This is a genomic window from Thermoplasmata archaeon, assembly GCA_015063285.1.
Taxonomy (GTDB): domain Archaea; phylum Thermoplasmatota; class Thermoplasmata; order Methanomassiliicoccales; family Methanomethylophilaceae; genus Methanoprimaticola.
In genome coordinates this window covers 78,130-92,565 of the sequence record SUST01000004.1, presented here as the reverse complement: position 1 = coordinate 92,565, position 14,436 = coordinate 78,130, and the positions used below count along the sequence as shown (strand labels likewise).

Sequence of the window (14,436 nt, the reverse complement as noted above, 5' to 3'; positions counted from 1 at the left end):
TCACGTGGCGTATTCCGCGTTGATGCGGACGTAGTCGTACGTGAGGTCGCATCCCCATCCAGTAGCGGTCTCCTTTCCGATTCCCAGATCCACCAGGATAGAGACCTCCTTGTTGTCCATCGCCATACGGACCACTTCAACAGAGCGCTCGTCTTGGAAGACAGGTGCTCCTGAATCCAGGATCGGGACTTCCATGTCTCCGCCCTTGATGGTCAGGCGGACATCTTCGAGCTTGAACTCGCATCCGCTGTTCCCCAGGGCCATCATGATACGACCGTAGTTGGGATCGGACCCGAATATCGCTGATTTCACCAGAGGTGAGTTGATGATCGTCTTGACCAGCTTTGTGGCGTCTTCCTTCGTCTTCGCCCCGGTGACGCTGACCTCTATTAGCTTGGTGGCTCCCTCTCCGTCAGAGGCGACGGTGCGTGCGATCTTCGTCATCACGAAGTTCAGAGCGTTATAGAACTCCGGATCATCGTCTGCGCACTTGCCTCCGGCCATTCCATTGGCCAGAAGGATGCTGGTATCGTTGGTGGACTGATCTCCGTCGACCGAGACCATGTTCAGAGATCCGTCTAAGATCTCCTGCCACTTGGCACGGAACGCAGGGGACAGGTTCGCATCTGTGGTTATCAAGGACAGCGTCGTCCCGTGGAGGACCTTCATGTGGGGTGCGATCATTCCGCTCCCCTTACAGATGGCCCCTATGTAGACCAGTGTACCGTCGGTGAGTCTCACGCGCACGGCACATTCCTTCTTGATAGTATCAGTCGTCATTATGGCCTCTGCCAGATTGGCATCTGCCTGACGTCCATCGAAGAGCTCCTTTGCTGCACGGGAGATTCCGTAGCGTACCTTGTGCATATCCATGAAACGTCCGATGAGTCCCGTGGACATCACACCGACAGTGAGCGGATCCAGTCCGAGCTCGTTAGCGGTGACCTTCTTCATCTCCAGAGCATCCTCTATTCCGCGGCGTCCGGTGAGTGCGTTCGCGTTACCGCTGTTCACCACGACAGCCTGGAGCTTGTCGGAGTTCTCTTTCATCATCACCTGCACGGGTGCGGCCTTCACGTTGTTGCTGGTGTATCCGACACATGCCGTCGCGGGCGTCTCGGAGTACAGCAGCGCAAGGTCCAATGAACGGTATTTCACTCCGCTGTGAACTCCTGCCGCCTTGAACCCCTGCGGGGTCGTGACTCCTCCATCTATTACTTCTACCATATTCAAACCCCCAATCCGGGTATATTCAATCCTTTCTTCTCATCCAAGTTCAGCATCAAGTTCATGCACTGAACGGCCTGTCCCGATGCCCCTTTTACCAGATTGTCCAGGACACCGAAGGAGACCACCTTGTCCCCCAGGACCTTAGACGACACCTGAGCGTGGTTGGATGCCACCACTGCGCGTATGGACGGCTCGGGGACGTAATGTACGAACGCCTCGTTGCCGTACTGCTTACTGTAAATCGAATCCACATCTTCCTGCGAGAGTTCCTTGTTGATGCTGAAGTAGCATGATGACAGGATGCCGCGCACGATAGGGAGAAGCTGCGGTACGAACGTGACCTTCGTATGGGATCCCGCAAATTTGTCCACTGCCATCTCGATCTCAGGCGTGTGACGGTGCTTCCCGACGCTATATGGGATTATCGTCTCGCCACATGTGGAGTGATGCGTTCTCTCCGAGGGGACCATTCCCGCACCTGACGTACCGGACTTTGCATCAACGATGATGTCCTCAGACACGACTCCTGCCTTGAGGAGCGGCCCGCATGCCAGGATGATAGATGTCGCATAGCAGCCTGGATTAGCCACCAGATCTGCTCCCTTGATCTCATCGCGGAAGAACTCAGGAAGCCCGTATACTGCCTTCTGGAGGTTCTCCACATCCGTGTGCTGGTGTCCGTACCATTTCTCGTACACGGATACGTCATGCAGACGGTAGTCTCCTGAAAGATCTATGCACTTGATGCCTTGCTCCAACAGAGAAGGCACCTCCTTCATTGCGACTCCGTGAGGTGTGGCGACGAACACGAAATCCAGGTCCTTTGTGTCGGATATCCTCTCGGTGAACATCAGATCGCCAACGTATCCTTTGAGGAACGTGTGCACATCTTCGACCTTCTTACCGGCGTTCTGACGGGACGTGAGCGCAGCTATCTCGACATCGGGATGCGTGCACAGCAGACGGGAGAGCTCTCCTCCCGTGTACCCGGTTCCACCTATTATTCCGACTTTAACCATAGATTTCCCTCGAATCATATCATTAAGGCCCATGTTTTCATCTATATTAAGGGTGATGTTAAATTTCAGACAAAAATGTTACATGTAAGACATTAGGTTGATACCAGACCTAGACAGACTATCCAACGACATAGGGATGATACGCTCTGTGTCGGCATGTAAGTTGTACGAGAAGGAGACAACTACGACCCTTTTCTGTTCTATTTATTCGCCATATATTTATGATGGGATGGGTATCGTTCGGACGGTTAGCATGGCAGTAGCGAAGAAAACCACAACAAAAAAAGCTAGCACAGCCAAGAAGGCCGTTAAAGCGACCCCTGCAAAGAAGGCGCAGAGAGACAAAGTCGTTCTCGCCTACTCAGGAGGTCTCGACACATCTGTCGACATTCACTGGCTCCAAGAGAACTACAACGTCGACGTCATCGCGATCGCGGTCAACGTCGGACAGCCACCCAGCAAGGATGACATCGTTGCACGTGCAATCAGGAACGGAGCCATCAAAGCAGATTTCATCGACGTCAGAAAAGAATTCGTCGAGGACTACATCTGGCCCGCTCTCAAGGCGAACGCCATGTATCAGAACGTTTACCCCCTCAGCACCGCAGTCGCAAGACCCCTCATCACAAAGGTCCTTGCCGATGTCGCCAAGAAGGAAGGCGCAAAGTACATCGCCCACGGATGCACCGCAAAGGGAAACGACCAGGTAAGATTCGATGTCGGACTCATCTCACAGAATCCCGACCTGAAGATCATCGCACCCATGAGAGAGTGGATCACCACCAGAGAGGAAGAGATCGATTACGCCAAGAAGAACGGAATCGAGATCATCGTGAAAAAGTCCAGCCCTTACAGCCGTGACGAGAACCTCTGGGGCAACTCCTGCGAGTGTGGAGTACTCGAGGATCCCTGGGAGGAGCCTCCCGCAGGAGCATGGGCATACACTGTCGACCCCGCGAAGGCACCCGCAGCACCCAAGTACATAGAGATCGGATTCGAGAAGGGTATTCCAGTATGTCTTGACGGAGTCCGCATGGACGGAGTGAAGCTCATCGAGACCCTCAACGAGCTCGCAGGAAAGTACGGTGTCGGAAGAATCGATCACGTAGAGGACCGTCTCGTCGGAATCAAGAGCCGTGAGACCTACGAATGCCCTGCAGCGATCACACTCATCGCAGCCCACAGAGGACTCGAGGCACTCACACTGCCCAAGGACACAATCGAATTCAAGCGCATCATCGAGCAGAAGTTCAGCCAGCTGATCTACGACGGTCTCTGGTACGAGGGTCTCCGCGAGAACCTCCAGGCCTTCATCGATTCAAGCCAGAAATACGTAACAGGTGTCGTAAGAGTCAAGCTCTACAAGGGAACCGCGACGGTCGTCGGTAGAAGATCGCCCTACTCGCTGTACGATGTCGGCCTCAGCACCTACGCCAAGGGAGACGAATTCGACCACAAATCCGCTGTCGGATTCATCTACTGCTGGGGACTTCCCGGAAAGACCGCGGCTAAGGCCCACATGAAGGCTGACAAGAAGAAGACTCCTGCCAAGACAGCGAAGAAGACAGCAACCAAGAAGAAGTGATCACTTGAAACAAGCCCTCTGGTCCGGAAGATTCAAAGACAAGATGGATGACTCCACACTGGAGTTCACATCCTCTCTGGATGTAGACTCCAGGATGGCATTCTACGATGTCATGGGGTCCCTCGCCCATGTGAACATGCTGAAGGCATGTCACATCCTTCCGGCAGAGGACGTCGACAGTATCATTCAAGGCCTCAGGGCCATCCTCAAGGAAATCGAGGCTGGGGAGTTCGAGCTGGACTACAAGCTCGAGGACATCCACACCAACATCGAGTTCTCGCTGACCGAAAGGATCGGCCCCGCAGGCGGCAAACTTCATACGGGAAGGAGCAGGAACGACCAGGTGGCCGTGGACTTCAGGATGTACCTGAGGGATAAGGCACTGGAAGTGGTTACAGACATAGAAGGTCTGATCACCAGCCTGCTCAAGATCGCGGAGACCAACTTCGACACGATCATGCCCGGTTTCACACATATGCAGCACGCCCAGCCAGTCACACTCGCTCAGCACATGCTCGCGTATGTGTTCAAGTTCTCAAGGGATGCGGACAGGTTCCTGGACGCGTTCGACAGGATGAACAAATGCCCTCTGGGATCGGCCGCTCTCGCAGGCACCACATACCCCATAGACCGTTTCATGACGGCGAGCGCCCTCGGATTCAAGGAGCCCACAGAGAACTCCATGGATTCCGTCAGCGACAGAGACTTCGTCAACGAGCTCGCTTTCTGCGCAGCCCAGACTCAGCTCCACCTGTCATCGCTTTGCGAGGAACTGGTCTACTGGTCTTCCCAGGAATTCGGATTCATAGAGATGGACGACAAGTTCACCACAGGATCCTCGATCATGCCCCAGAAGAAGAATCCCGACATAGCGGAGCTCGTCAGAGGGAAGACCGGAGGAGTGGTGGGTTCGTTGGTATCCATGCTCGTTCTCACGAAGGGACTTCCCCTCACATACAACCGCGACCTCCAGGAGGACAAGGCGGCCGTGATGGACTCCATGGACACCGTGATCTCCTGCCTTGAGATCATGGCAAAGGTGATGGCGACGACCACCTTCAAGGGCGATAGGCTCATGGAGGTCACCAGCAAGGGACAGATCAACGCGACCGATCTTGCCGATTATCTCGTCACAAAAGGTATCCCCTTCCGCGAGGCTCACGCTATAGTAGGCGCAGCAGTCAGGGAGAGCATCGAATCGGGAGTCAACCTCGAGGACATGCCCCTCGATAAGCTCAGGACATTCTCCGATAAGATCGAGGACGATGTCTACAAGTTCATCCCTGTAAAGAGCTGCGTGGAGAGGAGGATATCCTACGGAGGAACATCCTCATCATCGGTGGACATGGAGATGTCCAAGGCCATAGAGCAACTGATGCAGCGCGAAGAGGTACTGCGTCAGGAGAAACAGCTCATCGAGAACTGCTGGAAAGAACTGATCGGATGATCAGTCGAAATCCACGCGGTCGTTCTCTTTCACTTCGAATTTGATCTTCGCAGCGGTCAGCATCTCGCTGATCTTGTCCGCGATAGGTTTGAGCTCAGAAGCTTTGCTGTAGGTCTTGAGGTAGAACTCCTTGGAATCCATGGGGAAGACGAGTCTGACCTTTCCCTTCCTGTTGTATCCCTCGGGTTTCCTGTTCATCTCGAGATCAGCGGTGTTAAGCTCGATCAGCATCTGGAGAAGTTCCTCCTCTTCGGGCATCTGGTCTATGGATTCCAGGAACATTTTGAGTATGTCGGGGAACACTGGCGCCAGGTCCTTGTAGTCGGATTTGCCTTTGAGAATGAAATGAACGCTGCTGACCTTCATTGACAAGGGAACTTGTAACACTTTATTTAATTCCTTTTCTTACAGTCAGATAATGAGAACAGCTCTTACAGTGGCTGGCTCGGACTCCATCGGCGGTGCAGGTATCCAAGTGGATATCAAGGCCATGGCGGTCGTCGGAGTACACGCCACTTCCGTGATCACAGCTGTCACCGCCCAGAACACACAGGGCGTCGACGGCATCTTCCCAATGCCTGTAGATTTCATACAGGCCCAGCTCGAATCGGTGCTGAAAGACTGCGATATAAAGGCAGTCAAAACCGGTATGCTGTACAGCGCAGAGATAGTAGAGACCGTATCGGACATCCTCGAGGACCATGACGTCCCGCTCATTGTGGATCCGGTCATGGTATCCGGAACCGGATGCTCCCTCTGTGACGATGACTTCGTCAGAGCATTGAAGAAGAAACTCCTTCCAATCTGTGAATTGGTTACCCCCAACAGGTTCGAGGCAGAGATCCTCGCCGGTATGAAGATCAAGAATGAGGACGACATCACGTTGGCCTGCGAACTCATCGGCAAACAGGGATCCTCAGTTCTGTTCAAAGGAGGCCACCTCAACGGCCCCAAGGTGACAGATTACCTCTACCTATCGTCAGAATTCAACAAGCTCGAATACCCCCGCCTGGCCAAATCAGGACATGGAAGCGGATGCTGTCTGTCTGCGTTCATCACTGCCAACATGGCCAAGGGACTTGACATCGTGAACGCGGTGATGAAGTCAAGGGAACTGATTCAGGAGTCCATAGCTACCCAATACCCTATAGGAAAGGGAGATGTGGTCGTCAACCCGATGGTCAAGCTCAAAGGCGACTCGGACAAATTCAAGATCCTGGATGCCCTGGACGGCGCTGCCAACAGGATCGTCGACCTGGTCCCCAACGAATTCGTTCCCAAAACGGGAATGAACATCGCATACGCTCTCAAGGATGCTGCAGGACCGGAGGAGATCGCTGCGATCGACAAGAGGCTGTTTGTCCACAACGGTATCCTGAAGAAGGGAGGACCTGCCAAATTCGGTGCCGCTGAGCATCTGTCCTACGTACTCATGGAGATCATGAAGCACGAACCTAAGTCCAGATGCATCATGAGCCTAGCATATCGTCAGGACATCCTCGATGTCATGGAGGAGGTCGGGATGACCGCTGTCACCATAGAGATGCCCAAGGACAAGGTCGCTGAGGCCACCAAGAAGGCCATCGACATAGCTGGGAAGATCCCTGACGCCATTGTGGATAAAGGTTCAAAGAAGGACAGGATCATTAGGCTCATCGCCAGGAACCCTGAGCTGATGATGAACAAACTGGACAGCATCCTCTGATATCTAAATCAACGGATTACCCATTGACTGTTCCTGTTCGTACCGGTGTTGTCCAGCAGTCCGTCTGCCTTCAATGAGGTAACGATCTTCTTCACCGAAGATAGCGAGATACCGGATGCTTCAGAGACCTCGCTCAACTTTGCACGAGGGTTCCTCTCCAGATAATTGAGGATACCCTGCTTCAGATGGTCCAGATCGCTTCTGCTCCTGTCCCTTGCCTCCCTGTATTCAACGAAAGGCGGTTTGAAACGGAACGGGATCGTAACGATGACATTGCTGCCGGTGAAACGGAATGCATCTCTGCCGCAACTGTTGACGATCAGCGGAACCCCGTGACCCCCGTCTCCGATGAAATGAAGTTCCGCGAATACTTCGAAAAGGGACTGGTTGACCGGGAATGAATCACCTGTGTAGAAATCCTCCAAGGACAGCGCATAAGGGATGTTGCCGAAGGAGGTGACCTCTATCCTGTCATCGAAGACAAACACCGAAGGAGGAATCATATTCCACCAAGCATTATGGATACATGCGTTTACCCAAGCCTCCTGGAATGCTGCGAAATCGAAAAGGGCCACATTGTTACCATCTTCATCAGTTCCGTTGCACATGTATCCGTTCATGGCATCCAATATTCTTGTGAAGGAACCGATTATGCTCTGCCCCCCGTAATCCAGCTTCTTGTAGATGAATCCCTTGTCCTTGCCCCTGAACTCTATTATCTGCATCGGAAGGACGTTCTGATCCGACAGTAGATATCCCAAAAGATTGAACCTTCCGTCCATATCAAGCATGTTGTAACTGTCGAACAATCCGCCTTGATGAGGATATATACGGTATGAGATTAACATCCCCAGCAGATAGTTGAAGGTCAGTTCCTGGAACGCCGACGGCGTATCCTTAAGAGGGTCCAGACCCCTTGATAGCGCCAGACGGGCGATTGCATCTGCCCCTGCCAGTACGTTTTCATTTCCTCTTCTGATGTAATAGCGTCCATCACAAGAATACGGCACGACATTACCCTTTGCTGATAGAACGATGTAACGGTTCCCGCTCTTATTCACACGAAGATCTATGTCCAATACAGGAAAGGGTGCGATGATACCTGTGAAGAAACCCCTGATCCCCTCTATCGTTCCGCTGTCCACCTCGAGACCGATTATCTTTCCGTTGTCATCGACACCGAAATAAACGGTCCCCTCATGCCCTTTGTTCAGCATAGCGGCCAATGATTTGGACGCTTCATCAAGATGAGCTATATCCGGAACGAATTCTACCGATTCGCTTTCAACGGTGACACTGAGGGATTCTACATCATCCATTAGTTGGAGTATATCTCCAATACTATTAAACCTATTTCGAACTAGTTACGAACTAGTTATTATGTTGAAATCATCAACATTAATGGATTGAAACTCAATAAAAATGCCATTTTGATAACAAAATTCCGAACTAGTTACGAACTAGTTATTATGTTGAATCTCTCAACATTAATGAAAAACAATCAACAAAAAGCAACCGGTAAGATGTTTATTCAGTGAAAAGAACCCCGGGCTGAGCCCGGGGAAAATGACTGGTCATTCGATGTTGGTAATCTTGATCTCGAAATACAAAGGCTGGTTGATCTTCTCGGATCCAGTCTTATATGTGATCTCGGTACCGTTGACAGCGGTTATGTATATGTTATCCTCAAGCTCGAGTTTGATCATCTGGATGTGGCCTTCGTCATCGACGGTCACGGTGTTCTTGATGATAATATCGAACACGATGATGTCGCCTACACTGGTTGCCTTGAATTCAACGGTGGTCTCTCCCTGTTTGTAGGCCTCATAGGTCTCTCCAACAACAGGGAAGTATGTGACCAGAACATCCCTTCCTGAATTGGTAAGGATGGCCTGTGCAGGGAACTTATACTTGGACTCGAAAGATATTGCCTTTCCCTCTTCGAGTGTGATGTCGGGATACATCTCCGAGAAGCCCTTCTTGGAGACGAACTGAGTGGATTCGATCATGTTTCCGACTGTACTCATCTTTCCCTCTGTTGAAGGTCCGACATATCCTTCGGATGCTGTAAGGTACACTTTAACGGTCTCTCCGACCTTGTGTCCGATAACAGCGTTCTCGAACCCTTCGAGCATTGTCTTGTCTCCGATCTTGAACTTCAGACCGCTATAGGTAGTCTTCTCAGTCCAATCGTTTGACTTTTGAATATCGTCATCGTTGCCGATGCTGGAGATGTTTGTGTCGAACACTACAGCGTTTTTCTCTCCGTATGCGTCATAATACGTTCCAATGTAGTCTACAGTCACTGTGTCTCCAGTTGATGCCGTCTCGTCTCCGCTGGGGAAGTATTCCTTCACAACGAACGAACCGAGAGCGATGACAGCTGCAACCAGGAATATCGCGAGACAGATTGTAAAAATCGGGTCTCTATCCTTTTTGGCAGTATTTTCGCCAGTCATTTTAACCGAGCAACCGATTTGAAACCCCATATAAAAGTCCTATGCCTTTATTATTTACAAAGAAGAAAGAAGGCACAGAACGTGTTATCTATCCGACCGGACATGGCAGATTCATGTTCGACCTGTATGTCGTCACTGATGAATCGCTGTCGAAAGGACGCTCCAACATGGAAATCGCCAGACTGGCCTATGAGGGAGGAGCGGACGTCGTACAGCTGAGGATGAAGAATGCTTCTAAGGAGGATATGCTCAGAGATGCTCTGCAGATCAAGAAAATCGCCGATGAAATGAACAAATTCTTCATAGTGAACGACAACATCGAAGTTGCAATAGAATCGAACGCAGACGGGGTTCATCTGGGACAGTCGGATATGCCTCTTGAGGAAGCGGTCGATCTGATGGGGTCGGACAAGATCATAGGCATATCGGTCACAACGGTAGAAGAGGCCAAGAAAGCAGAGGCGGGAGGGGCGTCCTACGTAGGTGTGGGATCGATTTTCGCCACTTCGACCAAGCCCGATGCCACACAATCATTGGGACTCGACGCCATATTCACGATAAGGCAGGCTGTAGACATCCCTATCGTCGCGATAGGCGGGATCAACCAGGGAAACATACAGTCAGTCATAAGGGCGGGAGCAGACTGCGCAGCAGTTGTTTCTGCCGTTGTGGCACAGGATGACGTGAAAAAAGCCGCACACGACCTCAGAGACCTCATATTAAAGGCTCGTCTTTGATTTGTGATTTTACTGACCAAAAACAGTGGTCTTTAAAATAATACAAACAAATACAGTGATGTATGGGCGCACAAGACGAGTATTTGCGCAACTTCTGCATCCTGCTCACCGACAAGGGTGTGGTTCCGTTAACTGACCCCCTTCAGATCTCAGTCTACCAGAGTCTGGTAGGCGGAATGAAGAGGCCCAGTGACCTTACCGCAGAGCTGGGATTGAGTTCCTCATCCCTGCACTTCGTCATAGACAAGATGTCAGAATCGGGTATAATCGACAGGACGAAACCGGACTCCGACAAGAAGACGGTCTACTACTCCACCAGTGCAAAGGTGCTGGCCAGTTCATCGGAGACTAATGATAGGCTCAAGAGCATCTCCGACAAGACCTTCGTGGATCCCTTGAAGAACTACAAGGGACTATCATCTCTGGCCAACATGCTGGACTGCTACACATCCGAGATTGGTGTCAACATCGATCCTTTGAGGATGAAGTACGCAAATGCCTTAGCTGATGCCGTCGAGGTAGAGAAGGTCGGGTTCGAAGACGCGATCATGAACGCTAGGGACATCTTCGCGAAACTAACCGGTTACAACTTCACCCTATTCGCATCCTCGCCGCTCACTCTCGTCATGACCGGCGATGAAGGCATCATCGACAGGACGCCCACGTTGATGCAGTTCGTGATAAGGCTCATCGAGAACGCAACAGGCAGATGCCACAAGATCACCAGTATCGAGAACTTCAACGGCTCCGATACAATGGTAAAAGTCGTCATGGACCGTTGCGAGAAATCTGAGGAGCCCTACATCAACACCACGATGCAACACAAGGATACAGAGCGCTTCATGATGGTGGACGTGGACGGCGCAGCAGGTCTCATGACAAGCGACGTCCAGATCGAAATAGTCGATTCGATCTACGAGAGGCCCCTGTGCATCACAGATATAGTCAACAAGGTGGACGCACCCAGATCCACCATTACATCGAACCTTCTCAGGATGGTCGAGGAAGGTGTCATCTCGGTATTCTACTCAGAATCCGGATCGGCATACTACGGCCTCGCATGTTCAATACTTCTCAAGAAGTCGCGCCCTATCTCGACGGACAACGAGGAGCTTCGTAACGTGCTCGACATCGTCAAGGACAAGGAAGGTTCATTCATGGAAGGTCAGCTCCTTTACACACTGGCCTACCTCAAGAAGCTGGGATTCGATTCCGAATACCTAATGGTCGTCCTCGGTGCCAAATACATGAGGGCCACAGGTGACGTCAGTGTCCAGGGCAACTTCGACACCTACTTCGGAAACATGTCCGACATCGCAAAGGCGATCGGACTGTCGCTCAGCATAGTTTCAATCTACCCGCTGACCATCGGCATCACAAGCACCGACCCCGAGTCGGAGATGTCGCAGGCGATGACGTTCATCAAGGGAATGGCCCACCAGGGACTGGAGATGGCTAGCAGCGGAATATTCGTCAGGAGTACCGATGAGAAGCCCGAGGGAGAGAACATCTCTTTCAAGGAGATCTACCCCGCTCTCAGCATGACGCCCGTGAAGGGAGTCATGGTCGACGACCTCACGGCGGCCGCCGCACCCAAGAAACGTACATCGTCGGTCAAGACGGCCCTGCTAAACCGCAGCAAGAAGAAATCCGAACAGCCCGTTAGGGCGGTCAGGTACATCACTGCAGGTGTGTTCATGGCCCTTCTGCTCGGAGTCGTTATCTTCGGTTTCGGCATGAGTCACGAGAACGACGCGGGAACATTCAGTCTTACCATAGACGACAGCATCGATGCGACGGTCTATGATGCGGACGGGGTCGAACTCGCTTCGCCCTATGTGTTTGAATCTGGTACCGCCATCACAATGGTGCTCGACGAACCTCAGAACATCGGATACGTGAACAGCGGTGTTGCGTATCTGATCAAACCTGAAGGCGACGGATCGTACAGCCTTACGATGAACTCGAACCTCACCATCGAGCCTCTGATCGACATCTCCTACCTGAAGAACGACAGCAGGTACGACTTCTCGATCTACTGCTCCGACAAGAAGATCGACAGCAACACGCCTGTGACCTTCAAAGGAGCATCGGAGTACGAAGAGATGTCCTCCGGCCTCTATGTGACACCCCACAACCAGATTGTGTTCGTCATAACCGAGGCTGGCTTCAGGATCGTTTCGGAGGATGGCGGTGCCTACCTCCCCAGCGTCACCCGCAGCAACATCACCTACGGGATGCTCGACGTCATCGAGACCCCTGTCGGAACGAACACAGTCTACATCGACGACGGAAGGGAATACTACTTCAGCGGCGAAAAGGTAGCTGACGAGTTCGTCATTGACGGGGACGTCCCTACCATAACCCTGAAACCAGCGGACGACAGGAATGCCGAGGTATACGTCAACGGCAAACTCGTCGAGCAGGATCAGGACGGCGGATTCATCATCGATGTCATCCCCGGAGAGGACATACACGTTGACAGTAAGGAAAAGGGATTCCACTAAACATGAATCTCTCCCCGTTCTTCAAAAGTATCGTGGACCAGGATGATGCACCTGTCGTAATATGCGACACGATGCACATCGTGGTCTACATGAACCCGGCGGCCATCGAGGAATACAGCGAACGCGGCGGTGCCGGGATCATCGGCCTTCACATTTTCGACTGCCACAGCGGCAAATCCAACGAGATCATACGCAAAGTCGTCGACTGGTTCGCTTCCAGTAAGGACCATAATAAGGTCCACACATTCTACAACAACCTTCAGAACAAGGATGTCTACATGATAGCCTTGCGCAACGACGAAGGCGAACTCATCGGATACTACGAAAAGCACGAATACCGCAACAGAGACCAATCTGGTTTCTACGAATTCTGACAATCCTGTAGTGGCCCTTATCAATAAAAAAGGAAACTCACCCAATAGGAGATTTAAATATGGTCGCCAAGAACAAACCCGAAAAAGGATTCTGCCCGTTTTGCGGCAGGAGTTTCGGCGGCGATCATGACGTCTGTCCTTTCTGCGGTCAGAACCTGAAGATGTACAAGGATGATCTTGGCCCGATCATGAATTCCATTCAGACGGCCACGAACATCGATATGAAGAGTCCTAAGGTAAGGATCACCATGTCAGTAGTCATCTTCCTTTTGGCATTCGCAGGCGCATTGGTCATTTTCGACTATTATGACAGCAATTTCAATTCGAACAACGAAGATGCCCTTGTTCCTGAAGGAATCGTCATCGACCTGCAGAACAACGGCTATCTGGACCTGGTGGACGACTTCGCGAACCAGAATATCAAGGTCCTCCCCCTTTACGATCCCGAGCTCAAATTATTCTTCGAGCTTAATCCCAGATATCAGAACGATTATGACAGGGTCGTATGGAACGTGATGACGGAATCCTACAACGATACTAACATGAAGAATCCGTTCTACCAGAAGGTCACCAAGGACCATACTAATTCAGACAGCATCTACAGCGTGACATGGGACAACGTCCGTGTCGGTAAGTTCTGGATCACGGCCGAGTGCTTCTCAGAAGAGAAGGACGATGTGTTCGTAGGAACGGGGACATACTACGGAAAGATGGAGAAGACGTATTCGTGGGCGTACAACGGCGTACCAATGACTTTCGACTACACCATGTCCGCCGATGAGGTGAAGTCCTGTCTGACATCCGATCTGAACGCCAGATTGGATCTGCAAAGTAAGTCCAGTATGACATCCTTCATTATTGAAAACTCATCAATCCAGGATCTCAATAACAAGCTTCTTTCACTCTACAACAAGAATGTGGACAAACAGTACACCAACGCGGATTACGCCGATTTCGTGATGTCCTTCGTCCAATCATGCTTCCCAGAGATCTTCGACAGCTACAACTACCGCACATCCGACTATTGGGCATATCCTACCGAGACTCTCTTCCGCGGATGTGGCGATGACGAGGACAGGGCGATACTGTACTGTGCTATCATGAAGGAAGCGGGAATGAATGTCGGTATACTTTCATTCCCGGAGGCAACGATCGCTGCCGTCGAGGTCAACCTAGACGACAGCTTCATAGGAACATATGCAAAAACTGTGAGGAGCTCCAACGGCATCTACACAGTAGCGGATACATCCTCGGAACTCAGACTAGGAGAGCTCAGACCGTACTACGGAATCTCAGAGGATGGGTGGACCCTATTCTACAACGGCGAGGAGCTCGACAAACGCTACGGCATAGAGACAGTCTGATATAGTACA

Annotated in this window: 12 protein-coding genes; 7 read left to right on the top strand and 5 right to left on the bottom strand. The window is 51.5% G+C overall.

The window, feature by feature from the left end; translation table 11 throughout:
• Both argJ and E7Z62_04020 read right to left on the bottom strand, forming a co-directional pair.
• Positions 1-1,227 carry a bifunctional ornithine acetyltransferase/N-acetylglutamate synthase gene (gene argJ, locus E7Z62_04025; GenBank protein ID MBE6522280.1) on the bottom strand — a complete coding sequence of 409 codons (1,227 nt, stop codon included), beginning with the start codon at positions 1,225-1,227 and terminating at the stop codon, positions 1-3.
• Between the two features lie 2 nt (positions 1,228-1,229).
• Positions 1,230-2,249, bottom strand: coding sequence for an N-acetyl-gamma-glutamyl-phosphate reductase (locus E7Z62_04020; GenBank protein MBE6522279.1), 1,020 nt, complete (start codon positions 2,247-2,249; stop codon positions 1,230-1,232).
• Between the two features lie 253 nt (positions 2,250-2,502).
• Between E7Z62_04020 and E7Z62_04015 the strand changes: the two genes are divergently transcribed.
• Together E7Z62_04015 and argH are read left to right on the top strand one after the other, a co-directional pair.
• Positions 2,503-3,834 (top strand): argininosuccinate synthase, encoded by a 1,332-nt coding sequence (locus E7Z62_04015; protein ID MBE6522278.1) that lies wholly within the window; start codon positions 2,503-2,505, stop codon positions 3,832-3,834.
• A gap of 43 nt (positions 3,835-3,877) precedes the next feature.
• Positions 3,878-5,281 (top strand): argininosuccinate lyase, encoded by a 1,404-nt coding sequence (argH, locus tag E7Z62_04010; protein MBE6522277.1) that lies wholly within the window; start codon positions 3,878-3,880, stop codon positions 5,279-5,281.
• Here the strand turns inward: argH and E7Z62_04005 are convergent, their stop codons facing one another.
• Complete coding sequence (locus E7Z62_04005) at positions 5,282-5,647, bottom strand: hypothetical protein (GenBank protein MBE6522276.1); 366 nt, start codon at positions 5,645-5,647, stop codon at positions 5,282-5,284.
• Positions 5,648-5,699: 52 nt separating this feature from the next.
• Between E7Z62_04005 and thiD the strand changes: the two genes are divergently transcribed.
• A complete protein-coding gene (gene thiD / locus E7Z62_04000; GenBank protein MBE6522275.1) occupies positions 5,700-6,986 on the top strand; it encodes a bifunctional hydroxymethylpyrimidine kinase/phosphomethylpyrimidine kinase in 1,287 nt (428 codons plus the stop codon).
• Positions 6,987-6,994: 8 nt separating this feature from the next.
• Here the strand turns inward: thiD and E7Z62_03995 are convergent, their stop codons facing one another.
• Both E7Z62_03995 and E7Z62_03990 read right to left on the bottom strand, forming a co-directional pair.
• The gene (locus tag E7Z62_03995) at positions 6,995-8,305 is read right to left on the bottom strand and encodes a winged helix-turn-helix transcriptional regulator (GenBank protein MBE6522274.1); all 1,311 of its coding nucleotides are present in this window, start codon (positions 8,303-8,305) and stop codon (positions 6,995-6,997) included.
• A gap of 255 nt (positions 8,306-8,560) precedes the next feature.
• Entirely contained in the window at positions 8,561-9,475 is a 915-nt protein-coding gene (locus E7Z62_03990) for an FKBP-type peptidyl-prolyl cis-trans isomerase (GenBank protein MBE6522273.1), read from the bottom strand.
• Positions 9,476-9,558: 83 nt separating this feature from the next.
• On the opposite strand from E7Z62_03990, the gene thiE reads away from it, so the two are divergent.
• The 4 genes from thiE to E7Z62_03970 all read left to right on the top strand — a co-directional run bounded on the left by thiE (position 9,559) and on the right by E7Z62_03970 (position 14,427).
• Positions 9,559-10,182 carry a thiamine phosphate synthase gene (gene thiE / locus E7Z62_03985; protein ID MBE6522272.1) on the top strand — a complete coding sequence of 208 codons (624 nt, stop codon included), beginning with the start codon at positions 9,559-9,561 and terminating at the stop codon, positions 10,180-10,182.
• A gap of 62 nt (positions 10,183-10,244) precedes the next feature.
• Positions 10,245-12,689, top strand: coding sequence for a winged helix-turn-helix transcriptional regulator (locus E7Z62_03980; GenBank protein ID MBE6522271.1), 2,445 nt, complete (start codon positions 10,245-10,247; stop codon positions 12,687-12,689).
• Positions 12,690-12,691: 2 nt separating this feature from the next.
• Positions 12,692-13,063: a fatty acid/phospholipid synthesis protein PlsX gene (locus E7Z62_03975; protein MBE6522270.1), complete on the top strand. Its 372-nt coding sequence runs from the start codon at positions 12,692-12,694 to the stop codon at positions 13,061-13,063.
• Positions 13,064-13,122: 59 nt separating this feature from the next.
• Positions 13,123-14,427 (top strand): transglutaminase domain-containing protein, encoded by a 1,305-nt coding sequence (locus E7Z62_03970; protein MBE6522269.1) that lies wholly within the window; start codon positions 13,123-13,125, stop codon positions 14,425-14,427.
• The last annotated feature ends 9 nt before the right edge of the window (positions 14,428-14,436 follow it).

What these genes read in the sequence shown, in the direction of transcription:
- argJ (MBE6522280.1), bottom strand. Translation starts at nt 1,227, where the DNA reads ATGGTAGAAGTAATAGATGGAGGAGTCACGACCCCGCAGGGGTTCAAG.
- E7Z62_04020 (MBE6522279.1), bottom strand. Translation starts at nt 2,249, where the DNA reads ATGGTTAAAGTCGGAATAATAGGTGGAACCGGGTACACGGGAGGAGAG.
- E7Z62_04015 (MBE6522278.1), top strand. Translation starts at nt 2,503, where the DNA reads ATGGCAGTAGCGAAGAAAACCACAACAAAAAAAGCTAGCACAGCCAAG.
- argH (MBE6522277.1), top strand. Translation starts at nt 3,878, where the DNA reads ATGGATGACTCCACACTGGAGTTCACATCCTCTCTGGATGTAGACTCC.
- E7Z62_04005 (MBE6522276.1), bottom strand. Translation starts at nt 5,647, where the DNA reads ATGAAGGTCAGCAGCGTTCATTTCATTCTCAAAGGCAAATCCGACTAC.
- thiD (MBE6522275.1), top strand. Translation starts at nt 5,700, where the DNA reads ATGAGAACAGCTCTTACAGTGGCTGGCTCGGACTCCATCGGCGGTGCA.
- E7Z62_03995 (MBE6522274.1), bottom strand. Translation starts at nt 8,305, where the DNA reads ATGGATGATGTAGAATCCCTCAGTGTCACCGTTGAAAGCGAATCGGTA.
- E7Z62_03990 (MBE6522273.1), bottom strand. Translation starts at nt 9,475, where the DNA reads ATGGGGTTTCAAATCGGTTGCTCGGTTAAAATGACTGGCGAAAATACT.
- thiE (MBE6522272.1), top strand. Translation starts at nt 9,559, where the DNA reads ATGTTCGACCTGTATGTCGTCACTGATGAATCGCTGTCGAAAGGACGC.
- E7Z62_03980 (MBE6522271.1), top strand. Translation starts at nt 10,245, where the DNA reads ATGGGCGCACAAGACGAGTATTTGCGCAACTTCTGCATCCTGCTCACC.
- E7Z62_03975 (MBE6522270.1), top strand. Translation starts at nt 12,692, where the DNA reads ATGAATCTCTCCCCGTTCTTCAAAAGTATCGTGGACCAGGATGATGCA.
- E7Z62_03970 (MBE6522269.1), top strand. Translation starts at nt 13,123, where the DNA reads ATGGTCGCCAAGAACAAACCCGAAAAAGGATTCTGCCCGTTTTGCGGC.